Annotated in this window: 27 protein-coding genes; 24 read left to right on the top strand and 3 right to left on the bottom strand. The window is 55.0% G+C overall.

What is annotated here, in order from left to right; genetic code table 11:
- The first annotated feature begins 333 nt into the window (after positions 1 to 333).
- The 20 genes from JWJ90_RS12645 to JWJ90_RS12550 all read left to right on the top strand — a co-directional run bounded on the left by JWJ90_RS12645 (position 334) and on the right by JWJ90_RS12550 (position 18,011).
- Positions 334 to 972, top strand: a complete 639-nt coding sequence (locus JWJ90_RS12645; RefSeq protein WP_205227591.1) for a response regulator — start codon at positions 334 to 336, stop codon at positions 970 to 972.
- 333 nt (positions 973 to 1,305) lie between these two features.
- Positions 1,306 to 2,268: a DUF7973 family transport facilitator gene (locus JWJ90_RS12640; protein ID WP_205227590.1), complete on the top strand. Its 963-nt coding sequence runs from the start codon at positions 1,306 to 1,308 to the stop codon at positions 2,266 to 2,268.
- A gap of 308 nt (positions 2,269 to 2,576) precedes the next feature.
- Positions 2,577 to 2,861, top strand: coding sequence for an ethanolamine utilization microcompartment protein EutM (gene eutM / locus JWJ90_RS12635; RefSeq protein WP_205227589.1), 285 nt, complete (start codon positions 2,577 to 2,579; stop codon positions 2,859 to 2,861).
- A 262-nt stretch (positions 2,862 to 3,123) separates the two neighbouring features.
- Positions 3,124 to 3,936, top strand: a complete 813-nt coding sequence (pduB, locus tag JWJ90_RS12630; RefSeq protein ID WP_338032328.1) for a propanediol utilization microcompartment protein PduB — start codon at positions 3,124 to 3,126, stop codon at positions 3,934 to 3,936.
- Between the two features lie 11 nt (positions 3,937 to 3,947).
- The gene (locus JWJ90_RS12625; protein ID WP_205227587.1) at positions 3,948 to 5,615 is read left to right on the top strand and encodes a propanediol/glycerol family dehydratase large subunit; all 1,668 of its coding nucleotides are present in this window, start codon (positions 3,948 to 3,950) and stop codon (positions 5,613 to 5,615) included.
- Positions 5,616 to 5,641: 26 nt separating this feature from the next.
- On the top strand, positions 5,642 to 6,280 hold the full coding sequence (locus JWJ90_RS12620; RefSeq protein WP_205227586.1) for a propanediol/glycerol family dehydratase medium subunit: 639 nt from the start codon (positions 5,642 to 5,644) through the stop codon (positions 6,278 to 6,280).
- A gap of 264 nt (positions 6,281 to 6,544) precedes the next feature.
- A complete protein-coding gene (locus JWJ90_RS12615; protein WP_420828912.1) occupies positions 6,545 to 7,075 on the top strand; it encodes a diol dehydratase small subunit in 531 nt (176 codons plus the stop codon).
- A gap of 9 nt (positions 7,076 to 7,084) precedes the next feature.
- Positions 7,085 to 8,923 carry a diol dehydratase reactivase subunit alpha gene (locus JWJ90_RS12610; RefSeq protein ID WP_205227584.1) on the top strand — a complete coding sequence of 613 codons (1,839 nt, stop codon included), beginning with the start codon at positions 7,085 to 7,087 and terminating at the stop codon, positions 8,921 to 8,923.
- Entirely contained in the window at positions 8,913 to 9,404 is a 492-nt protein-coding gene (locus JWJ90_RS12605; protein ID WP_205227583.1) for a glycerol dehydratase reactivase beta/small subunit family protein, read from the top strand. Before JWJ90_RS12610 ends, JWJ90_RS12605 begins: the two co-directional genes overlap by 11 nt.
- Positions 9,405 to 9,409: 5 nt before the next feature.
- Complete coding sequence (locus JWJ90_RS12600) at positions 9,410 to 9,973, top strand: BMC domain-containing protein (RefSeq protein ID WP_205227582.1); 564 nt, start codon at positions 9,410 to 9,412, stop codon at positions 9,971 to 9,973.
- A gap of 48 nt (positions 9,974 to 10,021) precedes the next feature.
- Entirely contained in the window at positions 10,022 to 10,639 is a 618-nt protein-coding gene (locus tag JWJ90_RS12595; protein WP_205227581.1) for a hypothetical protein, read from the top strand.
- 66 nt (positions 10,640 to 10,705) lie between these two features.
- A complete protein-coding gene (gene eutJ, locus JWJ90_RS12590) occupies positions 10,706 to 11,563 on the top strand; it encodes an ethanolamine utilization protein EutJ (protein ID WP_205227580.1) in 858 nt (285 codons plus the stop codon).
- 20 nt (positions 11,564 to 11,583) lie between these two features.
- The gene (locus JWJ90_RS12585; protein WP_205227579.1) at positions 11,584 to 12,411 is read left to right on the top strand and encodes a hypothetical protein; all 828 of its coding nucleotides are present in this window, start codon (positions 11,584 to 11,586) and stop codon (positions 12,409 to 12,411) included.
- 12 nt (positions 12,412 to 12,423) lie between these two features.
- Complete coding sequence (locus tag JWJ90_RS12580) at positions 12,424 to 12,723, top strand: EutN/CcmL family microcompartment protein (RefSeq protein WP_205227578.1); 300 nt, start codon at positions 12,424 to 12,426, stop codon at positions 12,721 to 12,723.
- A gap of 18 nt (positions 12,724 to 12,741) precedes the next feature.
- Positions 12,742 to 13,887 (top strand): cob(I)yrinic acid a,c-diamide adenosyltransferase, encoded by a 1,146-nt coding sequence (locus JWJ90_RS12575; RefSeq protein ID WP_205227577.1) that lies wholly within the window; start codon positions 12,742 to 12,744, stop codon positions 13,885 to 13,887.
- Between the two features lie 64 nt (positions 13,888 to 13,951).
- A complete protein-coding gene (locus JWJ90_RS12570; RefSeq protein WP_205227576.1) occupies positions 13,952 to 15,352 on the top strand; it encodes an aldehyde dehydrogenase family protein in 1,401 nt (466 codons plus the stop codon).
- Positions 15,353 to 15,372: 20 nt separating this feature from the next.
- Positions 15,373 to 15,780 (top strand): GlcG/HbpS family heme-binding protein, encoded by a 408-nt coding sequence (locus JWJ90_RS12565; RefSeq protein ID WP_205227575.1) that lies wholly within the window; start codon positions 15,373 to 15,375, stop codon positions 15,778 to 15,780.
- A 7-nt stretch (positions 15,781 to 15,787) separates the two neighbouring features.
- A complete protein-coding gene (locus tag JWJ90_RS12560; protein WP_205227574.1) occupies positions 15,788 to 16,081 on the top strand; it encodes a hypothetical protein in 294 nt (97 codons plus the stop codon).
- A gap of 31 nt (positions 16,082 to 16,112) precedes the next feature.
- The gene (locus JWJ90_RS12555) at positions 16,113 to 17,456 is read left to right on the top strand and encodes a 4Fe-4S dicluster domain-containing protein (RefSeq protein WP_205227573.1); all 1,344 of its coding nucleotides are present in this window, start codon (positions 16,113 to 16,115) and stop codon (positions 17,454 to 17,456) included.
- 3 nt (positions 17,457 to 17,459) lie between these two features.
- Positions 17,460 to 18,011, top strand: coding sequence for a BMC domain-containing protein (locus JWJ90_RS12550; protein ID WP_205227572.1), 552 nt, complete (start codon positions 17,460 to 17,462; stop codon positions 18,009 to 18,011).
- A 3-nt stretch (positions 18,012 to 18,014) separates the two neighbouring features.
- Here JWJ90_RS12550 and JWJ90_RS12545 read toward each other — a convergent pair whose 3' ends face one another.
- Both JWJ90_RS12545 and JWJ90_RS12540 read right to left on the bottom strand, forming a co-directional pair.
- Positions 18,015 to 18,314, bottom strand: coding sequence for a hypothetical protein (locus JWJ90_RS12545; RefSeq protein WP_205227571.1), 300 nt, complete (start codon positions 18,312 to 18,314; stop codon positions 18,015 to 18,017).
- Between the two features lie 109 nt (positions 18,315 to 18,423).
- Complete coding sequence (locus JWJ90_RS12540) at positions 18,424 to 19,860, bottom strand: sensor histidine kinase (protein WP_205227570.1); 1,437 nt, start codon at positions 19,858 to 19,860, stop codon at positions 18,424 to 18,426.
- A 737-nt stretch (positions 19,861 to 20,597) separates the two neighbouring features.
- Between JWJ90_RS12540 and JWJ90_RS12535 the strand changes: the two genes are divergently transcribed.
- The 4 genes from JWJ90_RS12535 (at position 20,598) to JWJ90_RS12520 (ending at position 23,195) form a co-directional block, all read left to right on the top strand.
- A complete protein-coding gene (locus JWJ90_RS12535; RefSeq protein ID WP_205227569.1) occupies positions 20,598 to 20,804 on the top strand; it encodes a hypothetical protein in 207 nt (68 codons plus the stop codon).
- A 12-nt stretch (positions 20,805 to 20,816) separates the two neighbouring features.
- Positions 20,817 to 21,101: a DUF5395 family protein gene (locus tag JWJ90_RS12530; RefSeq protein ID WP_205227568.1), complete on the top strand. Its 285-nt coding sequence runs from the start codon at positions 20,817 to 20,819 to the stop codon at positions 21,099 to 21,101.
- Positions 21,102 to 21,115: 14 nt separating this feature from the next.
- Positions 21,116 to 22,729, top strand: coding sequence for a putative sulfate exporter family transporter (locus JWJ90_RS12525; protein WP_205227567.1), 1,614 nt, complete (start codon positions 21,116 to 21,118; stop codon positions 22,727 to 22,729).
- Positions 22,730 to 22,823: 94 nt separating this feature from the next.
- Entirely contained in the window at positions 22,824 to 23,195 is a 372-nt protein-coding gene (locus tag JWJ90_RS12520; protein WP_205227566.1) for a hypothetical protein, read from the top strand.
- Positions 23,196 to 23,209: 14 nt separating this feature from the next.
- Here JWJ90_RS12520 and JWJ90_RS12515 read toward each other — a convergent pair whose 3' ends face one another.
- On the bottom strand, positions 23,210 to 24,211 hold the full coding sequence (locus tag JWJ90_RS12515) for a M23 family metallopeptidase (RefSeq protein WP_205227565.1): 1,002 nt from the start codon (positions 24,209 to 24,211) through the stop codon (positions 23,210 to 23,212).
- Positions 24,212 to 24,220: the final 9 nt, after the last annotated feature.

The raw sequence follows: 24,220 nt of genomic DNA, 5'->3' as shown, positions 1-24,220 counted from the left end.
AACTACCCGTCGTTCCCTTTTTCCATGAGCAGTACCCCTGACAGGTCACAGCTGGCCTCGGGGAATTGACATGCTTTTCTCCTCCAGCCGGCCATGATTTCGTTCTCGTATCCGTTTTTTTCTGGTGATCCATCTGTATCACCAGAGGGATAGAGTCTAGGGAATCTTGAATAATTGCTTTTTCTGCCAATCCCGGCGTCATGCTTAAAATTTTATCCTCGGAATATCAGATATATGCCTGCGGTAAAATTTTGCGCAATCCTTGGCCTTGATTGAAAAATCTAATTATTCAAGACACCCTCTAGTCATGTTTTTTGTCCAGATGGAGAAGCCATGAGTATTCGCGTTTTTCTCGCCGATGACCATCCTCTGTTTCGCGCAGGGCTGCGTCTGAGTTTCCGTGATACCGACGATCTGGAGATTATCGGTGAAGCGGAAAACAGTTTTTCTGCTGTCGAATCGATCTCCCAACTCTTTCCGGACATTGTCCTTATGGACGTGGACATGCCCGGTCTCTCCGGCCTGGCCGCCATTCGTATGCTCCGCAAAACCATGCCAGATCTCAAAGTCCTGGTGCTTTCATCCTATAACGACACCGAGTATATACAGGAATCCATGCGTACAGGCGCGGTCGGTTATGTGCTCAAATCCATCAATATAGACGAGCTGAAGCAGATCATCCGCTCCGTTCACAACAATCTTCCGGTCATCTCGGCCTACCTGGTCAACCTAGCGATGGAGGAAGCCCCCAGAACGGAAGAGCGCAGCATGCCTGATCTCACCCGCAGAGAGGAAGATGTCCTCAAACATCTGGCCCAGGGAATGGGGAACAAGGAAATCGCGGAGACCCTGTATATAAGTGTTGAGACCGTGAAAAGCCACGTACGCAACATCTATAAAAAGCTGGAGCTGAAAAACCGGATTGAAGCGTCACAGGCTGCAATGCGGTATGGACTGCTTATTGAGTCCTGAATCATAACTCCCCCTCTCTCCCTCAAAATTACCCCGTCAAGGGGGGATTTTTTCCTCCCTTCGCTTGATTGTCAGCCACGCTTCCTTTTCAGTACCATAACGACCGTTTACGCGGTCACCCTCCTTCCTTCCCCTTCTGATTCACCGGTTCTACAAGGTGATGATGCGGCAGGAACGATATCTTCCCTGCCGCCCCGATCGCTGTAAGCATTCCATGCCTACACTTCACAATACCGGTATCCCGGATTGTGCTTTTTGCCAACAGCGCTCCTGTCGCAGATCCTCACACGAGAATGCATGGGAGGCAACATCACCACAAGAGGAGGAGAAACGATGGAACCCTGGAGTATCAATACCTTGCTGATCTGCTTTGCCGGAGGGATCTTGGGAACGGCCCTGGGCGGCCTCTGGGCCTTTGTGGCCTGTGGCTTTATTGTTCTGGCCGGTTGTGCCATCATCTTTGCAGGAGGTTCAGATTTTGTGCTCATGCAGGTTGGCCTGGGGCCCATTTTCGGTCCGCATATCGGCTTTTGCGGTGGTGTAATCGCGGCAAGTTACGCCGCCGGTATCCGTAAAAACCTGGCCTCGGCCACGGGGAAGGATATCCTCTCTCCTTTGGTGGCAACAAGCTGGGATGTCCTTTTAGTTGGAGGTTTCGCTGCGGTTCTCACCCATGTTGTGCTCCAGATCCTGGTCACCATTCCCGTGATAAAAACCTTTGACTGCATTGCCTTGGCCATTGTCCTGGTCAGTTTTGTGGCCCGCCTGATCTGCCACGGCGAGATGCCCTGGGGCAATCGCGAATCCATCAAGACTCATGGCTGGCTGAAGACCGGTGAACATGCCATCTCCTGGGTACCGTGGATGGCTCCCCCCGCACGATTGGCGGTCATCGGCTTTGGTGTGGGTATTTTCTCTGGCGCACTGGCCATGGGCAGTAAAACCATCCTCGATCCGATGGCTGCGGCAGGCACCATCTCCACCACCGGTGCCTTTGTCGTTCCCTTGATTATAGGCTGGGCACTGGCGGCTATCTGCCTGGCTGGCCTCACCCTGGGCACCGGAGAAATTCAAAAATTTCCGGTCTGGCACTGCATGGCTATCCTCTCCGCCCTGGCCTATCTCCACTTCGGCTCCCTCCTGGTCGCAGGCCTGGTAGGCCTTGGCGCCGCCTTTCTCCAAGAGCTGATGGCCCGCATGTTCTGGAACCATGGCAGCAACCATATCGATCCCCCGGCTACAGCCATTGCAGTTGGCACCTTTTTGCTCAATCTGGTGAAAAATTATCTCGCCTGAATCAGCCCCCCACCCCACTCGGCCGTTCTGGTCCGTGTGGGGATTTCTTTTTGCACCTCACCCAAGAACCCCCTGATTGAGGGACGGGAAATCCTCCTTTCACGGGATTGTTGATCCTTTCGCCACTCGGTTTAATGCAAGCAAGCTGAAACAGGGTCGAAGCAGGAGTCCCCGTCCACTGCGAGGCCAGGATACAACTGCCGAATATCCCCCTGTTCATCAACCAAACTATACCGCTTCACCCGAGGTGGCCCGAGATCAGCCTCTGCCACCTTTTCTTCACCACCGATTCTTAGGGAGGATCACAGATGATTAAAGAGGCACTAGGAATGATCGAAACCAAGGGGCTGGTCGCCAATATCGAGGCCTGCGATGCCATGGTTAAGGCTGCCAACGTCACTCTTATCGGCCAAAAACAAATAGGCGCCGGCCTGATCACCGCCCTGGTTCGTGGCGATGTCGGTGCAGTGAAAGCCGCCACCGATGCCGGTGCGGCGGCCGCGGAAAAAGTCGGCCAGGTGGTTTCCGTACATGTGATTCCCCGTCCTCACGGCGATGTGGAAATCATTCTCCCCAAAGGGGCCGCAGAGTAACTCCTGAAGCCGTGACGGCGGGTGAGAAGTAAACGGGTTCTTCTCTTTTAAGCAAAAGAACTTTAACAAAACTCACCCTTCGCCCTGCGGGGCATCCTTCAGCACACCATCTTCATTGTCCGTAACAAGCCGATAAAGCTTACTTCAATCGGCCTGCCACAGACAACGAAGCTGGCGCACCGATGAATGCTCACGGCTTCAGGAGATCGCTTCGCTTAACCCATTGACAAGTATGCAAAATACCCCCTGGAGGAACGCACAAGTGGAAGAACAATTGATTGAAAAGGTCATGCAGGAAGTTATGCGGCGTGTTGCTGGCAGCAGCGAAGGGGCTGCCCCCAAAGAGGCTGCAGCGAAACAACCGGCTGCTGCCCTGTCTGAGGATCTGGTGCAGGTCACGGAATTTGTCGGTGCCGGCATGGGCGACACCATGGGTATCGTGATTGCCAACCTGGACTCCAATATTCACGAGATCATGGGATTTGACCGAAAATACCGCTCCATCGGCGTTATCGGCGGCCGCACCGGAGCTGGTCCCCATCTGATGGCTGCCGACGATGCGGTCAAGGCGACCAACACCGAAATCATTCGAGTGGAGATGCCCCGCGACACCAAGGGCGGTGCAGGTCACGGTAACCTGATCGTCTTTGGGGCAGAAGATGTCTCCGATGCCCGCCGCGCGGTTGAGGTCACCCTGGAGTCCCTGCCCAAATACTTTGGCGATGTCTATGCCAACGATGCCGGTTACACCGAGTTGCAGTACTCGGCCCGTGCCTCAAAATGTCTCAACTTCGCACTCAACGCTCCGGAAGGCAGTGCCTTTGGCTTGATTCTCGGTGCTCCGGCGGTTGTCGGCATGCTCATGATCGACAGTGCCGTCAAAGCGGCCGACGTCAAGGTGGTCGGCTATGGTTCCCCATCGCATGGCACCTCCCTGACCAACGAGGTTTTCATCTGGGTAACCGGTGATTCCGGGGCGGTTCGCCAGGCGGTTCTCGCCGGTCGTGATGTGGGTAACAAACTCTTAGGCGCCTGGGGCCAGGAACCGAAAAGCCTGACAACTCCCTACATTTAGGAGGCATCCTCATGGCAAAACGACAAAAACGTTTTGAGGTCCTCGGAGAGAGGGCTGTTAACCAGGACGGCTTCATCAAGGAATGGATGGAAGTCGGCTTGATCGCCATGGACAGTCCTCAGGATCCTCGTCCTTCGATCCGGATTGAAAACGGCAAGGTCATGGAGATGGACGGCCGTGAACGTGCAGAATTTGATATGATCGACGACTGGATCGCCGCCCATACCATTGTCACGGATGTGGCTGAAGAAGTCATGGCCATGGATTCGCTCACTATCGCCCGCATGCTGGTGGATATCAACGTGCCGCGTGAGGAGATCGTGCGCCTCTCCGTGGGCATGACCCCGGCCAAGTACGTGGATGTGCTCAAACAGCTCAATGTGGTTGAGTTGATGATGGCGATGCAGAAACTGCGCAGTCGCCGGGCCCCGGCCAACCAGGCCCATGTCACCAACGTCAAAGATAGTGCTCCTCTGCTGGCAGCAGATGCGGCCGAAGCCACCCTGCGGGGATTTGCCGAGATCGAAACAACCGTCGGTGTTGGTCGCTATGCGCCGATGAATGCCCTCTGCCTTTTGATCGGCGGCCAGACCGGACGTCCCGGCGTATTGGCCCAGTGTGCCGTGGAAGAAGCCCTGGAACTGACCATGGGGATGCGCGGCCTGACCCACTACGCGGAAACGGTTTCGGTCTATGGCACCGAGCAGGTCTTTGTCGACGGGGATGACACCCCCTGGTCCAAAGCCTTTCTCGCCTCGGCCTACGCCTCCCGCGGACTGAAGATGCGATATACCTCAGGGACCGGGTCCGAGGTCCAGATGGGCTATGCCGAAGGCAAGTCCATGCTCTATCTGGAAATCCGTTGCATCATGGTGACCAAGGGTGCGGGCGTACAGGGGCTGCAGAACGGCTCCATCAGCTGTATCGGCGTGCCGGGTGCGGTACCGGCCGGTATCCGTGCGGTCCTGGCGGAAAACGTTGCCACCGTGCTTAACGACCTGGAAGTCGCCTCGGGTAACGATCAGACCTTTACCCATTCTCCGATTCGCAACACCGCACGTATGCTGATGCAGTTCCTGCCTGGAACCGACTTCATCTTCTCCGGCTACTCAGCCTCCCCCAACTACGACAACATGTTCGCCGGCTCCACCCATGATGTCGACGACTATGACGATATGCTGGTGCTGCAGCGCGACCTGCAGGCCGACATGGCCCTGAAACCGGTGAGCGAGGAGGAAGTCATCGCGGTACGCAACAAGGCGGTGCGCGCTCTGCAGGCAGTCTTTGAAGAACTGCGGCTGCCGGCGATTACCGAGGCAGAGATTGAGGCCGCCACCTATGCCCACGGCAGCAAGGAGATGCCGGATCGCAACGTACCGGAAGACCTGCGCGCCATCGACGAGATGATGAGCCGTGGTGTCACCGGTCTGGATGTGGTGCAGGCCCTGGCCAAACGGGGTTTTCGCGACGTGGCCGAGAGCGTGCTCAATATGCTCAAAGGCAAGGTCAGCGGTGACTACCTCCATACCTCGGCTATTTTCGATGATCAGTTCAACGTTATCTCCGCAGTCAACGACCCCAACAACTATACCGGTCCCGGGACTGGTTATCGGTTGGAAGGCGAGCGTTGGGAGATGCTCAAAGATATTCCGTCGGCCATCAGTCCGGAAGACGTCTAAGCGAGGAAGCAAGAGGAGCAAAACACATGAAAATATCCGAAGATATGGTCAAGGGCATCATCCTTGAAGTGTTGCAGCAAATGAAGCCGTCCTCGCCCGGTCCGGATCGCCCCACACAGGCGGCCCCCTTACAACTGCGCGAGATAGGTCCGGCAGTGGTAGGCAAGGACAAAAATGAGGTTGTTATCGGTATTCCTCCGGCATTTGGCAACACCATGACCCAGACCATCATCCACATCCCCCATCAGGAGGTACTGCGCGAGGTCCTGGCCGGTATTGAAGAGGAGGGGCTGAAGGCCCGTATCGTTCGCGTCAATAAAACAGCGGATGTTGGGTTTATCGGCCACGAGGCGGCTAAACTCAGCGGTTCCGGTATTGGTATCGGAATCATCTCCCGCGGCACCTCGGTGATTCACCAGCGCGATCTGGCTCCATTACAGAACCTGGAGCTCTTTTCCCAGTCGCCCCTGGTGGAGCTTTCCACCTTCCGGGCCATGGGCAAAAACGCGGCCAAATACGCCAAGGGAGAAAACCCGACACCGGTTCCGGTGCGCAACGATCCCATGGCCCGCCCCAAATATCAGGGGTTGGCTGCGTTACTCCACAACAAGGAAACCCTGCTGGTTAACCGGGATCAGCCCACAGTCGAGCTGGCCATGGCTTAATCCCCCTTTTTAGGAGGGGGTTTAAAAAAAATGACACCAACAGGCTCAATGCACATGTGAGTATTTCAGAGGGGCAGCTGTATCGAGCAAAATGCTCATTCAGTCGCGGGCATGGCCCGCTCCTAAAGCCCTTCAAAGTACTCGTCATTTGTAGGAGCGGGCCATGCCCGCGACAAATGCTCTGGCTGAGCCCCCGGTGGACATCACCTTTGAAATTGTCATAGAACGGAGGTCGAGCATATGGCTCCATCCACACAATCCAATATGTCCCCTGACGCCATTGCCGATATGGTCAAGCAGGTTCTCTCGAACATGGCGCAAGGACAATCGGCGCCTGCCGCCGCCTCAACAGAGGCGGCCCCATCCGCCCCTGCATCAGGCCATCTCGATGCGGCTAGAGATTATCCCCTGGCCAGCAAACGGCCGGATCTGGTCCAGTCGGCAAGCGGGCTGCAACTCAATGATATCACCCTGGAAAAGGTCATTGCCGGGGAGATTGAGTTCAAGGACATCAAAATCCGCCCGGAAACCCTGGAATACCAGGCGCAGATCGCGGAAAGCGCCGGTCGCCCCCATCTGGCGGCCAACATGCGCCGCGCAGCCGAAATGACCCGCATCCCCGATGAACGGGTACTGGAAATTTATAACTCCCTTCGTCCCTACCGTTGCAGCAAACAGGAGCTGCTGGAGATCGCCACTGAGTTGGAAAGCCAGTATCAGGCAAAAATCTGCGCGGCCCTGGTCCGTGAAGCGGCGGATGTCTATGAAAAACGCGGTCGACTCAAACAACCCTAGGACCTGAGCATGGCACTCATTGCAGGAGTGGACATAGGCAACAACACCACGGAGGTGGCCCTGGCTGAGATCGATGGTCAGGGAGCGGTGCGGTTTTGCGGGCAGAGCCTGGTGCGGACCATTGGCATCAAAGGCACCATGCGCAATGTCAGCGGCATCATCGATGCCCTGAATCAGGCTCTGGCGCCACTCAAAATTCCGCGCCGGGACCTGGCCATGGTGCTGCTCAATGAGGCGACACCGGTCATCGGTGATGTGGCCATGGAAACCATCACCGAGACCGTTATCACCGAATCGGCCATGATCGGCCATAACCCCACCACCCCAGGTGGTATGGGCCTGGCAACCGGGACGACCATCAACCTGGACGCACTCTCGGAGGCGGACTCCGCCCAGGATTTCATCGTCCTGGTGGACGCTGCAACCGATTTTCAGGTGGCGGCGGAGATGATCAATGCGGCCACGGCCCGAGGTGTACGGGTCCGTGGCGCCATTGTCCAACTCGACGATGGCGTGCTCATCCATAACCGCTTAAGCCAGCCGATCCCCATTGTTGACGAGGTTCGTCATATTGAAAGGGTACCGATGCGCATGCCTGCAGCCATCGAGGTGGCACCGGTGGGAAAGACCATAGAGAAGCTCTCCAATCCCTATGATATAGCCACTCTTTTTGGCTTAAGCCCAGAGGAAACGCGCAACATCGTGCCCATTGCCCGTGCCCTGACCGGAGTGCGCTCTGCAGTGGTCATCAAAACCCCGCAGGGCGATATCCAGGAACGGCGCATTCCCGCAGGACACCTCACCCTTATCGGAGCCGAGGCCACGGTGGAGGTACCGGTGGACCAGGGAGCTGCAGCGATCATGGACAAGGTCGATCAGGTAGCCCCCCTGCGGGAGATCAAAGCCGAGGCCGGGACCAATGTGGGCGGCATGTTTGAAACCGTGCGCCAGGTCATGGCCGATCTCACCAACCAGCCGGTCAGCGATATTCTGGTTCAGGATATCATCGCGGTCGACACTCTGGTTCCGCAGCAGGTACTGGGGAATCTGGCCGGAGAGTTTGCCCTGGGCAATGCGGTTGGTCTGGCGGCCATGGTCCAGACCCAGAAACTGCCCATGCAGATGCTTGCACGCAAATTGGAGGAAGAGATCCAGGTCAAGGTGGCAGTCTCCGGGGTCGAAGCGGAGATGGCCATCAACGGCGCCCTGACCACCCCCGGAACCAAGGCTCCTTTGGCGATTTTGGACCTGGGAGGCGGTTCCACCGATGCCAGCCTGATCAACGAGGCGGGGCAGATCCGGAGCATCCATCTGGCCGGTGCTGGGGACATGGTCACCATGCTCATTGACAAGGAGTTGGGCCTTGACGATCTCGATCTGGCCGAGCGGATTAAATTTTACCCGCTGGCCAAGGTGGAAACCCTCTTTCACCTGCGCCACGAGGATGGTTCGGTCCAGTTTTTTGATGCCCCTATGGATCCTCGCCTCTTTGGGCGGGTGGTGGTGATGGGTGAGGGTGGGCCCCAACCCATCCCCCTGGAAGATACCCTGGGCCGCATTGCCGAAGTCCGGCGTAAGGCCAAGGAAAAGGTCTTCGTCCAAAATGGACTGCGGGCACTTTCCCGGGTCGCACCGGCAGGCAACATTCGTCTGATCGAGTTTGTCGCCCTGGTAGGAGGCTCTTCGTTGGACTTTGAAATCCCGACCATGCTCGCAGACGAGCTGATGGAATATGGCGTGGTCACGGGTCGGGCCAATATACGTGGCAGCCAGGGGCCTCGCAATGCCGTGGCCACCGGACTTGTCCTCACCAGTCCCCTGGCACGGGAGCAGAGCTATGGCCGTTGAGCTCCACGAACAAATTGCGCTCAAACCCATGGTGCCCATCCTTCTCCAGGGGACGGTCGCCCCATCGGTGGTGAATGCCCTGCTCTTTGGCCTTGAAGAAGAGGGGATTCCCTCCATAACCGGAACAACCACGGAACGTTCCATCTGCAGAGCCACCAAGGAGATCGCCCAGCTCTCACGACTCAATATCGGTATCGGTGCAAGTGCGCAAGAACAGCTGGTGGTGCTCCACCATCGCGATCTGCCCACCGAGGAGCCGTTATTCAGCGAATCCATCGAAACGGCCAACCTCGCTGATTTTCGACGTCTGGGGGCCAACGGTGCCCGGCTGGTCAAAGGCAACCCGCTTTTATTCAAAGATACAACTGAAGATGATCCGTCCCCCAAGCCACGGCAGAGAATACAGCCTCTGGCCGTTGATGCCCGGCTGGTGGAACGGATTGTTCAGGAAATACTCAAGCAGCTGGCAACAAGGAGATAACCGCAATGGCCGGAACAAGCCTTGGCATGATTGAAACCAGAGGATACGCAGCGGCAATCAGTGGTGCCGATGCAGGGGTAAAAGCCGCAAATGTTGAATTCCTTGGCTACCTTCACACCTCTCCAGCCCTGATCACCATCCGTTTTCAAGGTGATGTGGCTGCGGTCAAAGCGGCGGTCCATGCTGCGACAATCGCTGCCTCTGCGGTCGGACAGGTTGTGGCACAGCTGATCATTGCCCGCCCGGATACGCAGCTTAAGCAGTGCCTGGGATCGACTCCCCCGATCACCTCGATTCCCCCTGCATCCCCTCCAACAAAAAAGGCAGAAACAACGCCACAACCTGTCCCGACAGCAGACGATGCCCCAATAGCTGCAAGCACAACCGATGCTGCGGCGCCAGCCCCCAAGCGCAAGCGACCGGCAACCCGGAAAAAACGTGCCCCCACACGCACAGCCCGGGTCGCTCAAAAAAAGGCAGCGGTCACGACAAAGCCAAAAACCGGCAAGCAGGAAGCACCCAAAAGCAGCACAAATGAAGCCAAAAAAGAGGACAGTAAAGAGAGCTGATCTTCTAGTTCACCGTTTATCCAACCGTGGTTTTGAAGGAGTTGAACAATGTCTGAATTACGTACCTATGTCTATCTTGATCGCATGCAGCCGCAACTTGCCGCCTATGTTGGGGCCAACTCCCGTGGTTTCACCCCAGTTCCGGGGATGGCCGCCATGCTGGTGGAAATCGCACCGGGTGTGCTCATCAACGAAGTCACGGATGCCGCGGTCAAAGCCGCCAATATCCGCCCGGGCCTGATGATCGTGGAACGGCACTTCGGCGTCCTTGAATTTCATTCAGAAAACCAGGAAGATGTCAAACACGCGGGTCAGGCTGTGCTCACGACCATGCAGTGTAAGATGGAAGATAGGATCAAGCCCAAAATCCTCTCCACACAGATTATTCACAAGGTGAATCCCTACCATTCGCAGATGGTGAACGTTTCCCGCCTCTGCTCCATGCTCCTGCCGGGGCAGGATCTCTATATTCTTGAGGTGGTTCCGGCTGGCTATGTCACCCTGGCCGCCAACGAGGCGGAAAAAAATGCCAATATCACCCTGGTGGACTGCCGTGTCTATGGGGCGGTGGGTCGTTTGTACCTCGGAGGCAAACAGTCCGATGTCGAACGCGCCGGAAAGGCTGCGGAAACCGCCATCTTAAAGCTGACGGGACGGGAGGGCTAACCCTCGTTTTTCTGGCCCCACGTTCTTCTTCAACACAAGAATAGCACCAACGATGGAGATTCGAACATGCTGAGTGAACAGGTGAACCAGCGAATCGCATCCTTTGCCCAGGTACTCAAGCAGCCTCTGGAGACGCTCCCCAAGGGAGAACTCTATGCAGGTGTGGATCTGGGCACTGCCTACATCGTCACAGCGGTGGTCGACAGCAGCGGCACCCCGGTTGCCGGGGCCATGACCCGAAGCCGGGCAAGTGTCCGCGACGGGTTGGTGCTGGATTATATCGGGGCCTTGTCCATTCTCCGAGCCCAGATGCAAAAACTGCGCAACCGTGGTCTCAAAATAACGCATGGCGCGGCAGCCTACCCGCCGGGAACCAGTGGGCGCAATGCCCAGGCCTTTGGCCATGTTCTCGAGAGTGTCGAGCTTGAGGTGGCCCAGCTCACAGATGAGCCCAGCGCAGCTTCAAAGGTACTCGACATCAGTGAGGGGGCGGTGATTGACGTTGGCGGTGGCACCACCGGTATCTCGATACTCAAAGACGGCAAGGTGATCTACACCGCAGACGAGGCCACCGGTGGCACCCATGTGGATCTGGTCATTGCCGGTCACCTGGGAATTTCCGTTGAAAAGGCCGAAGCCATGAAATGCGATCCCGACAAACAGAGGGAGCTGCTGCCGGTGGTGCGGCCTGTGTTCCAGAAAATGGCCACCATTGTCCGCAACCATTTACAGGGGCATGGGGTTGAAAACCTCTATCTCGTTGGTGGCACCAGCACCTTCAGCGGCATAACACAGGTCATGGCTGATGAATGTGAACTTCCCGTACTCAAACCGGATATGCCGCTTCTGGTGACGCCGCTTGGCATCGCCCTGAGCTGCCAACAACAGATGCAGGGGTCCTCCTGCCTGGCAACAGCGGCCTGAAAGGGGACAGGAGCACAGGAATGGAATTCTTCAACGAGCAACAGATAGAGCAACTGGTGACGGAAATCTTTCGCCGCCTGGCTCTCCGCTTAGGCGGGGATGGGCACCGTGGCCCTCTTCTCACCCTTTTTTCCGGCGCCACCGTTGGGTTGCCCCAGGCAATTGAGCAACTTCGCTGGTGCAGTCTCCAGGGTTTTTGCCAGCAGCTCTGCTTTTCAGCGGCGGCCGAGGCAATCTACGGGAAAAAGGTTCGTGAGCAACTCCAGGGGTTTCCCAACATCAGCGAGCTGGACGAGGCAAACTGGCTGGGCGCTCTCACCGAGGCCAAGGCAGTACTGGTGCCCATGCTCAGCCTCAACACCGCCTCCAAGGTGGCGCTTTTGGTGGCTGATTCCATGCCATCCAATCTGATTCTCCATGGCATCAGTCTGGGCAAACCGGTGGTCGCAGCCAGTAACGGGGCTGATCCCTCTGGCTTTCACTGGGCTCGAAGAGCAGAGAAATTGCCCGTTGCTCCAGCCTTTACCCAGGCTATCCAGGAGCGGTTGCAGACCCTACACGACTACGGCTGTCTGCTGACGGATGTGGCGACACTGGGCTCGGCTCTTTTAAAGACAACAAGCCCCGAATCAGATGCGGTGCCACCTCCCCGCCCATCCGAGCCGATAGCTCCAACGCCAACGACACCTGTCCAGATCAGCGGACACCTGGTGTCCACCGGCCATATTCGCCAGGCCCACCGTTTAGGAGTGGATATTCTCCTTCGGCACGACTCGGTTGTCACACCTCTGGCAAAGGAGATGGCGGCGAGCCTTGGTGTTAAGTTGCAGCATAACCCATTGTCATAGAGGGAATTTTCCATGATCATCGCGCACGTTATCGGAACGGTGGTGGCCACACGCAAACATGAACAGCTCAGTGGAGCAACCATCCAGATCGTCCAACCAATCCACCCGCAGACCGGTGGCCCAACAGGACAGAGCCTGGTGGCCCTTGACGTTGTCGGCGCTGGTGTTGGCGAGACGGTAATTGTGGTGACCGGCAGCAGCGCCCGGCTTTCCATGGACAATCCCCAGTCACCGGTGGATGCCTCGATTGTTGGCATTGTCGATCAGATGAATGTGGAGCCTTTTTCCGGGAAGGCCTTTACCTCAGCCTGATACAGAGGATCAAGCCTCATGTCTATCTACACCCGTACAGGCGACAAGGGCTCCACCCGGCTGTTCTCCGGAGAACATATCGGCAAGGATGCCCTGCGCGTTGAGACCTACGGAACCCTGGATGAGCTGCAGGCGCATCTTGGCCTCTGCAGAAGCCTGATTGCTGATGGCCAGATGACGCAGCTCCTCCGCGGCATCGAAGAAACCCTGGTCACGATAGCTGCTGAAGTCGCCAGTCATCCCTCCAGCAGCAAGCGCACCAGCCAACGGATTGAAGCCGGTGATGTCAAGGTCCTGGAATCTATCATTGACCGCTACTCCAAACGCTACGGCCTGCCTTCAGGTTTTGTATTGCCAGGACACTCCCAGGAAAGCGCCGAGTTGCATGTGGCCAGAACCATCTGCCGCCGCTGCGAGCGTTTGCTGGTTTCTCTGTTTGTCCAGGAACCCGGTCGTGAAGAGCTGAAAGCCTACATAAACCGGCTCTCCGACCTGCTCTTTATCCTTGCCTGGTCATTGGAAGCAGAGGCCACACAACCTGTTGAAAGCGAGTCCAGATCGACTCCTGCCCCCCCACTGGCCCAGCATCCCCTTGAGTTCATTGCCCCTCTGCTCACCCGAGCCGCCATGGACCACTGCCAGCAGATCGGAGTCCCCATGGTGATTGCCATCGCCGATGCCGAGGGGGAGTTACTCTATTTCTCCCGGATGCGGGGAGCCCTCCCCGCCAGCCGTACCATTGCTCCGAACAAGGCCTATACAGCGGCTGCTCTCCGCATGCCGACTCATGTGGTGGGGCAACTCAGTCAGCCGGGCGAAGAACTCTACGGGGTTCAGCATACGCTTGACGGAAGGGCTGTCCTTTTCGGCGGCGGCTATCCCCTGGAGCTGGATGGGCAGATACTCGGAGCTATCGGCATCAGTGGAGGCAGCGTTGCCCAGGATATGGAAGTCGCCGAACAGGCACTTCAACTGTGGCAGGGTATCATCCAGGTCGTCCAGAGTCTGCAGACCTCGCTGCCCGCAGAGGCCCTGCAAAGTCTCTGTGCAGATACTCAAGTACTGAGGCAGGTCTGTGCACAGATTGGGCAGCCAACATCGCAGGCCGAAGAACTGTTGCGAGGGTCCCTGCAGCTGCTCCCGGGACTGACACCAACGAGATAAAAAAACATACGTAACAAACGCTATATACGGAATTTCGTTCCTTTTCCCCCCAGGAGGGTAGACCATGGCCATAAACGAACAGGATTTAGCTGGAATCATCCAAAAGGTTATCTCTGAGCTCAACAACTCCTCTGCCGGGGGAACGGTTGTGGATTTTGACGGTATCCATCAGCAGGTGAACGATGCCGTCGACTGTGCGATCAAGGCCCAAAAAGCTCTGCTGGCCCTACCCATGAGCAAACGGGATGCAATCATCGCGGCCATGCGACAGACAGTGCTCGACAATAACGAAATGCTCTCTGATATGGCCGTGGAAGAGACCGGGCTAGGCCGCTATGACGACAAACTGCGAGAAAATATTCTCTGCGCCACCAAAACTCCGGGGACTGAAGACATTCAGCCCCAGGCAAAAACCGGCGATCATGGCCTGATGCTGCTGGAGTATGCACCTGTAGGCGTTATCGGCGCCCTCACACCCATCACCAATCCCACCGGGACAGTGATTCATAACTCGATAAGCATGATCGCCTCGGGCAACGCGGTCATCTTCAACCCGCATCCCTCAGCCATCAAGACCAGTTCCACCATCCTGCGTCTGCTCCATAAGGCCATTGTCGACAACGGTGGCCCGGCAGGGCTGATCTCGGCCATTGCCAAGCCCACTCTGGACAGCGCCCGCGAGATCATGGAGCACCCAAAGGTAAACATGCTGGTGGCCACCGGCGGCAAACCCGTGGTCAAGGCCGTGCTCTCCTCCGGCAAAAAGGCCATTGGTGCCGGAGCGGGCAATCCGCCGGTTCTGGTGGATGAAACCGCCCATATCCGCAATGCGGCCGAGTGTATCGTCAACGGTGCCTCGATCAACAACAACATCTTCTGTACCTGTGAAAAAGAGGTGATCGTGGTCGAGGAAGTGGCCGACACCCTGATCAAATTCATGATCGAAACCGGCAAGGCCTATAAGCTCTCGTCCGACGAGGCAGCCCAAGTAACCAAGGTCATGCTCAATGAAAAGGGGAAGGTCAACACCAAACTGGTTGGACGCAATGTGCAGGTGATTCTTGAAAAAATCGGCCTCATCATTGGCGAGCAGTACCGTCTGGCCATCTTTGAGGCCGACCGCGACCATCCTCTGGTCTGGACCGAACAGATGATGCCGGTTTTGCCCATCGTCCGCGTCAAAAACATCCAAGAGGGCATCGAATTAGGTGCGGCGGTGGAACAGGGCAATCGCCATACGGCCATCATGCACTCCACCAATGTGGACAACCTGACCGCCTTTGCCCGGGCCGTGCAGACCACCATCTTTGTCAAAAACGGTCCGGCTTACGCGGGCATCGGTCTGGGAGGCGAGGGACACACCGCCTTTACCATTGCCGGTCCCACCGGTGAAGGCATGACCTCGGCCCGGACCTTTACCCGTCAGCGCCGCTGTACCCTGGTCGAAGGGTTTCGCATCATCTAGGGAATCTTAGGGAGAACACGATGAACATTACACTTGATGAAGCCCTGCAACTCATGAGCGTGTCCCGAGCCAAGGCCACGGAGGTAGGCGTCCCCATGGTCATTGCCGTGGTCGATGCTGGCGGCAACCTCGTGGCTCAGCAACGCATGGACGATGCCCTGCTGGTGTCGGTGGATCTCTCCCGCAACAAAGCCTATACCGCGGTGGCGGTCAAGGTGGCGACCCACGACCTGGCAGTGGCTGCCCAGCCGGGTGCCCCACTCTACGGCATTCATGCCACGGATCAGGGCCGCATGGTGATCTTTGGTGGCGGTATGCTGCTGAAACGCGATGGCCGCATTATCGGTGGCATCGGGGTCTCCGGCGGCAGTGTTGAGGATGATATGGCCTGCGCCCAGGCCGGGGTCGACGCCCTGGCAACCTTATAGCACCGCCATGCGCACGGAACTGATAAAGGCGCCAAGAGAGGAATTTCTCCAGGCGCTCTATGCCAACATCAAGGTACCGGAACGAAAGCTCCTCAGTCACGATCACTGGGGAGCCGTTGGCCTGGTGCAGGCACCACTGATCGATCTTTACTGGGCCCTGGATGCCACGGCCAAGGCCAGTAACGTGATCGCGGCGCTGGTCAGCGGCAACTGTCCCCAGCATGTGCAGATGTTAGCCATCTTCGGTAAACAGGCCGATGTGCAGACTGCCCTTCATAAAATTCAGGAACACCGGCAATGAGCCCGCAGACGAACCGTCGTAGAGCAACCGTATGATCAAGGCTACAGATATTAAGGAGTGGGGCATTGTCGGTGCCGGTGGTGCCGGATTCCCCACCTATGTGAAACTCGGGGCCGAAGCGGAGATCTTTATCGTCAACGCGGCCGAGTGCGAGCCGCTTCTCCACAAAGATAAGGAAATTCTCTTCCATCACACGGCCCAATTTTTTCAGGGATTGGCTCACTGTATACGCCTCACCCGCGCCAAACGGGCCATCATCGGCATCAAGGGCAAGTACAAGGAGTTGATCAAACATCTGCAGGCGCACTGTCCACCTGAGGTGGCAATCTTTGCCCTGCGTAATTTTTACCCCGCCGGGGATGAGATCACCCTGATCTATGAAACCACGGGCCGGGTCGTTGGCGCCGGAGAGTTACCCATTTCCCAGCAGGTGGTGGTGCAGAATGTGGAAACCATCCTCAATATCGGTCGCGAACGACCGGTAACGACCTCTTTTCTCACTGTAGGTGGGGCTGTTGCCCATCCCATGAGTTTGGAAGTTCCTATCGGGGTTTCCTTTCGCGAGGTGATCGCACTGGCGCAGCCAACCTGCGAGGACTACACGGTCATGATTGGCGGCCCGATGATGGGCAAACTCTGTGAGGATCTTGATACCCCGGTCGTGAAAAACACGGGCGGTCTTCTGGTCTTTCCCAAAGGCCACCAGCTCACGGCCATCCATCAGGACATGCTGGATCCGGGCAGGGTCGCCAAAATCGGGAAAGCCGCTTGCGACCAATGCTCCATGTGTTCCGAACTCTGTCCCCGCAGCCTGCTTGGCCACCCGGTGAAACCGCATCTGGCCATGCGTGGCCTGCTCTTTTCCGATGGATCCTTCACCGCTGACGAGCAACAGGCGCATACCCTCTCCTGCTGTGAGTGCAACCTTTGCACCCTCATGGCCTGCCCTGAAGGATTGCTGCCGTCCCAAAGCTGTATCCTCAACAAACGTGCCCTCATCCGCGAAAAAAAACGCTTCACGGGCACTCCCGAAAATCAGGCCCACCCCCTGATTGCGTATCGACGCATGCCCATGGAACGGGTCATGGCACGATTGGATTTGAACCGGTTTCGCAACAGCGGGCCACTGACCACCTTTCCCGGTACCCCGCATCAGGTCACGGTTCTGCTGCAGCAACATATCGGGGCACCGGCAACCCCCGTGGTCCGGCAAGGCGATTTCGTGGCGGCAGGGACCAAAATTGCCACTGTTGGGGACCAACTCGGCGCTGAAATCCATGCCCCCATTAACGGGAACATTCAAGCTATCAGCAAAACCTCCATTCTCATTACCCACTGCCAGCTTCCTGAACCCAAACAAGCAGAGGACGCGTAACGCATGCATGCAGCCATAGGTATTATCGAACTTTCCAGCATAGCCGCAGGATTTAAGGTCCAGGATGCCATGATCAAGGCGGCTGAAGTTGAAGTGGCCATTGCCCGCTCCATCTGTCCCGGCAAATACCTGATCGTCCTTGGGGGCAAGGTCGCCAATGTCAGTTCAAGCCTCGAGGTGGGAAGACGCCTGGCAGCAGGCTTTCTTGTGGATACCCTTTATCTAGCCCATATCGACCAACGCGTTCTTCCCGCTCTCTCGGGGTGTGTGGCTGTGCCGGAAAACCCACGGGCCCTTGGGATTATAGAAACCTTCTCTGCGGCCAGCTGCATCGAAGCCGCGGACGCGGCCATCAAGGCGGCCCAGGTTACCCTTCTTCGTGTCCATGCAGCCATGGCGATTGGCGGCAAGGGATTTCTTTTGCTCAGCGGTGATGTGACCGCTGTCCAGACTGCGGTAGAGGCGGGATGTCAGCGCATTAAGGAGAATGCGACCCTGGTAAACCGGGAGGTCATTAGTGGCGCTTCTCGCGAATTATTTCAGGAGTACCTGTAGTTCTCACCACAGTCCATCGACAATAGTAAGCCAACTCAAGATGGCGTAGGCCCCCCATCCTAGAACAAAAAGCAGCCCTGTTCCCAAGAGCAATGGTCTCAGCCCCAAACGGTGCACGAGCAGATAATATGGGGGGACAACGAGAAAGGGCAATATTTCTCTATCTATACCAAAATATCTGCCCAGTAAAAAACTCAAAACCAGCCCTCCAACCAACAGCAGAACCCAGCAAGAGCCCAGCAAGGCCTGTTTCAGGTGCATCCACCACATTGGTGGTACTCGATTTTGGGTCATCTCTTCCATACATGTTCCATAAAATCAGGGGGATGTTGCTCCAAAGCACAGACAACGAAACTGCCCCACCGATGAATGCTCACGGTTTCAAGTTGCATTGACAAGTTGTTTAGATTTCTTAGCTCACTTCTTTTAACGGGATCCTGTTCAACGTATCTATAGGGAAAACTATCGTAAATATCGTTACCCCGTTCTCGCTTTCAACCGAGATAGAGCCACCATGCATCTCAACGATACGTCTGACAATTGTCAGCCCCAGTCCTGAGCCGCCATAGGCTTGGGAACGTGATTTTTCGACCCGGTAAAATTGGTCGAAGATGTGGGAAAGATCGACTTGGGGAATCGTTTTTCCACTATTCTCTATTTCGACAACTGCTTGCTGGCCTTGTTTGCGCGTATTGATCTGTATAAAGCCATCATGCTCACAGTTGTATTTTATAGCGTTGTCAATCAAGTTGATAAAAAGTCTGTGGAGTTTTTCCCGATCTCCTCTGAGACTGAGCGGCGAGAGATTAACGCTGAGACGAATACCTTGTTTCCCTATCAAGTCATTGTAGTCGCCAAGCACGGACCTGATTATTTTATCCAGGAAGACAGGCTCCCGTAAGAGGTTGTCACGCTGCTCCAATCGTGCGATCGACAACAGGTCCCGGATGAGCTTATTCATCCTCTGCATGGAGCCCAGCTGCCTTTCAAGCTCTCGACGAACCTGTTTCGGAAGATCACCAATCAGCATCTCTTCATGGCCGATCATGAGAATGGTGAGTGGACTTTTCATTTCATGACTGGCATTCGTGATAAACTCTTTTTGTTTTTCAAACGAGAATTGCAGCCGGTCAAACATCGAATTCAGCGATGTGCTCAAGGTGTACAGTTCATCTCTGCTTTTCCGGAGGGGAATGCGCTTGTTGAGCGATGTTTCGCGAATTTCCCTGATCAACCGGTTAATATGACCAAGGGGCCTAAGCATACGCCCACTCACCACATAAGCGATAACAGAGGTGGCCAGCAAGGTAACAATGATGGCCAGAAGTAACTCACGCACCAGTTCAGTTATTTCCACATTAATAAGGTTCATCGGCCGGGCAATACAGAGCGTATAGGATGCGTCCCCACTGTTTCTGAAAAACGTCCTTGCCCGCAGAATGCTCATGCCGTCCCCCCAGCCCTTGAGAATCTTCCGTTCAGAGGGCGGAATATAGAGAAACTCCAATGGAATTTTTACCCGTTGCAGATACCCCTCATCGCCTCTTCGCAAGTCAATGTCGACCTTGGAGGCTACTTCAGTTTGATAGATAACGTTCTCTTGCCCATCAACGAGCCGAATCCAGTAATGCTGCAGGGGAAGACGTATCTTTGTTGCATCGAATTGATTTCCGGTAGCAGATAAGGTCTCGGTTTCAGCAAAAATCTGCGTTGCAACACCTTCCAGTTCATAATCAACGAACTCACCGATTTCTTCCTTAACCTCCAGGAAGACAAAGATAAAAAAGACAAAGGCTGCAAAAATACCGGTAAGGGTCATCCATAGGGTGAATTTTGATCTGATTTTCATCGGTTACCTCCATCAATCCGATAACCGAAACCACGCACGATCTGGATGAACACGAGATAGTCTTCGTTCAGAAATGAGGATTTTTGTTCAAGTTCAAGGATTCCGCAAAAATTTACCGCAGGCATATATGCAATATTCGAGGGTTCAGGTATTAAGCATGACGAGGTAAGCGCCATACTCCGCGGGATTGGCAGAAAAAGCAAGTATTCAAGATTCCCTTATATCCATAGGCTGAATCCAAGAGTATATCTCGATTCAGGACATCTCCGCCTTCCATTATAAATCTAAGATCTAAAAAAAGAATCAGGTAAAGGCAGACTTGGTAAAGCGCAAGGTAACGAAAAATGATCAACAAGCTTAGTTTTAGAATCGTGGCGTATCAAGGTCTTTGCACTCAAAAGGTATGTTTTGCCGCAAACAGGATCCCCTTCTCCTAACACCAAACAAAGAATGGATTCTTCATCTTTCTCTGGCACTCTCCTACGATGTTACAGTTACTGACACAGCATTCTTTTCCGAGCTCGCTGCTTTGAACCTGCACGTTCTGGTCTTTAATTTTTCCAACAATCTGAGAAAATATATCGAAATAGAAGCTAAAAATATTTGAAAGCATAAGTTCACCGAGGTAGTTTGAAAGGTAATTACATTGTTTGTCTCTAGACAACGTGTAATAAGCGCTCTCCCCGTATCGAAGTGAACTGAGAGGGCAGGCAACAACAACTTAAAAGGAGGAAGGTATGTCTGAAAAGAAAATGACGGAAGCAGAGATTAAAAAGGCTGCTGAAACCGGAAAAATTTCAGAGGATATGGATACCACCAGTGTTCTTGAAGGTGCTGAACCCTGGGAACCGATTGAAACCAAATTGTGTATGTATTCCTTTATTGCCGCAGTAGTTGCTTTGGTTATTGGCCTGTTTCTCGTCCCAACATCGATTTTACATTAAGAGAGTGGTTTCATGTTCTTTCGTAAATCAAGCAAGCTAAAAGACGTATCCACGGTCGAAATGATGCTTGATCATGATGGCCAAAATTGGATCGTTACCGGTGATGGTGTGCGCCTTGCCGCTCAGGAACTCGATGATCTTGATCGTGAGCTGGAAAAAGCACTCAAACCGCAAATCGAGAAAGACGGACGCATCAACGTCTTTATGAGCTCCAACAATGAAATGATCCCGGAGTGGATGCGACCTTTCATGAACCATTACTTTAACAGGTGTCTCGAACTGCCCCTGCGCTACTGAGACGGGAGGAGAATATGGCGAAGCAACATCGTGCCTGGTACTCAGGCATGGCAACAACGGAAGACTGGTGGGCAGTGTGGCTTGGCTTGAGTTTTTTCGGCCTTGGCCTGCTGACTATCATGGGTGTCGACTTGGTTGGCTGGGTGGCCTATCCCAAGCAATGGATTCTCAGTATGCCGGAGGGAGCCGGTGGCAAGATCACCACTCCAGGTCACGCCTTTTACGCCTATGGCAAGGGTGGCTACAAGGCTCTTGGGCCCATAGGTTCCATCCTGGTAACCTATCTCGTTTTCACCCTCGCAACCAGCATCGGTGCCTATTTTCAAAAATGGGACATGAAAAAGTTTATCGGTGGCTGGACAGTTATTTTCTTTCTCACCTACTTCACCTGGTTTATCGGCCATCACGCTTTTTTTGCAGCCTCTGCCGTTGATCTCAAGAAAAGTCATCTGGACTTCTTCACCCTGCAGCTGGGTGGCGGTGCGTCCTTTATTCTTGCCCTCCTGGTGGGGTTGATCATCGGTAACTTTTTCAAACCCCTGGCCCGCTACCTGAGCACTGCGGCCAAACCCGAATGGTATATCAAAACCGCCATTGTTTTTCTTGGCGTCAAAGTTGGCTATCTGCCTATCAAAGCTGTACTCACCGGTTCCAAAATTGGTGGTGCCGGAGGAACGGAAATTGGTCAGCAGATGGCTCACTTTACCTTTGAATTGTTCATTGCCGGTGCGGCCGCAACCGTTGTCGCCTACCTGATCTTCTGGCCCGGAATTTACATCATCGCCCGGCGCCTTTTTAAACTCCCCCGGAAAACCGCGGCCGTTCTTGGCTCTGCCATTTCCATCTGCGGTGTTTCCGCAGCCGTTGCCACCGGTGGTGCCGTGCGGGCAAAACCGGTGGTTTCGATCATGGTTTCCGCTCTGGTTGTTGTGTATGCCGTTATTGAGCTGGTTGTGCTCCCCGGCGTATTCACCCATGTATGGCCCGGGACCTCTGATCCCATCGTGGCAGGTTCTGCCATGGGTATGGCGGTCAAGACCGATGGCGCCGACGCTGCCGCCGGTGAGTTGCTCGACGAGTTCATGCGCACCAAGGTGGAGCAGGATAGCGGCGGTAAAATCGTATGGATGGAAGGTGTTATCACCACCAGCGCGGTTATGACCAAAATCTGGATCGATATGTTCATCGGTCTCTGGGCCTTTGTCCTGGCCATGGTCTGGGTCTACAAAATCGAAAAACATGAGGGGGATCGGATCCCCTTCTCCGAAGTCTGGTTTCGCTTTCCAAAATTCGTTTTGGGCTATTTCATCGCCTGGTTCGTCTACCTGGGTATCTTCTTTGGGCCAGGCCATTCAGGGGCACCCGAAGGAATGGCGGTGTTAAAGGCGGCAAAATCCGGTGCTAAATCGGTTGAAGGCGCCATGCGAAAACTGTTCTTCATGCTCACCTTCATGAGCCTTGGTATCATCACCGACTTCAAGAAACTGGCCGAAGCCCAGTTTGGCAAGATGGTCTGGGTTTACTTTGTTGCCCTCACCTTCTTTATTATTCCTGTGGCGGTTATTGTGGCCTACCTGTTCCATCATGGAATGGAAATTCCCAATATGGCAGGAGTTATGATCAACTAAGACCGCCTTACAAACGTTTCTGTACAGTCAAAGAGGCTCGCCCGAAGGTCATCCTTCGGGCGAGTATCCTTTTACTCATCTACCCAGTATTCCCATGCCCGCTTCTATCTCTGCTTTTGTCTATTTTTTTGCCGGACTGGCCATTGTCTACCTCTTTCAAATCAGGCGCCAACGGGTCTCTGAATTGAGTCAGCAAGATTTCCCGGAGATGGATGCGGAGGGATTTCATGAGCTGATCATCCTCTTGAAGACCGCCTATGAACGGATGCTCTACATGGGGGTGGTCTTCTTTCCCTTGGCCTACACCTCCTACGTCAACGGTGCGCCTATCAGCAAACTGGTTTTTGCAATCCTGCTTGTGCTCCTCTTTCTCTCCAACATTCCGCCAAGAAACAAAATCATGCGACTCCTGGAACGTTACGAACTCACTCCACGGGATCTTAAAGAACGCAACATCGCCCTCTGATTCCCGGACCAGAATTATCGTGCCTCGATAGTGATAACTCTGGTTGTATCCAGGACCACTGACTGATCACGCCTGAGAAGCACCCGTCCTCTGTAACGGCCGAGAGGCCACATCGCCCTACTGCGCCGTTTCCCGGCATAGGCAAAAAGCATGGCCTGATTCTTTGTTGCCTTGCTCTTCTTCTGATACAACGGTCTGCCGGACGTATCGTAGAGGTGCAATTCAACCTGATCTCCCTTTTGGATACCGTAGACGACTGACCAAAAAATCAATGCTGGCGCGTTGTTTTTTATAAACTGCTTATCATAGGTTTTGTTATCCACCCGACTTCGCTCTGGGATTTCTGTTGAGAAACCAGCCTGCAAAAGCCCTGTCGGCTTATATTGCATGCTCTTTTTCAGCTCAGCTGACCAAAGTACATGTTGGCTGGAACCACAGGGGCCTGACTTGGGTGCGAAAGGATCAATATCGTGTCCCTGATAACGCAGGGAAAAGTGGAGATGGGGAAACTCGGTGTTGCCGGAAAGCCCGACCTGCCCGAGTACCTGCCCGGCTCGTACCCGGTCCCCCGCCCGCACCACGATAGAGTCGTGTTTCATATGCGAATACTGGGTTTCCCAGCCATCTTGATGGCGAATACGCACCCCATTGCCCGCATCTTTTCCATCCAGGGCCGCAATCCCGCGTTCTCGTATGGAGAGATCCGGCTCACCATCGCGAACAGCGACAACCGTACCGGAAGCCGCCGCCAGGACATTGACGCCCTGCTCCATCATCTTTAAGGTAGGAAGAGCGAAATCGGTTCCCCGGTGCCCATCATAGGTGAGATGGCCGCAGGTATAGTCGTGGTACTGAGGGCCTGGATCATGGTCATAAAAATTCTGGATATAGCAGGTATCGCCAAGGCGACAGGCTATCGGAAGACGCAGCACCGGTGGTGCGGCCAGAACCACGCTGGCTGACACAATACAAATCAGAGTACAGGCTACCGACAGGATTCTTCTTGCTCGTTTCATCAGAGATGC

It is taken from the genome of Desulfobulbus rhabdoformis, from assembly GCF_016919065.1.
Taxonomy (GTDB): domain Bacteria; phylum Desulfobacterota; class Desulfobulbia; order Desulfobulbales; family Desulfobulbaceae; genus Desulfobulbus; species Desulfobulbus rhabdoformis.
This window is presented reverse-complemented; position numbering and strand designations above follow the sequence as displayed.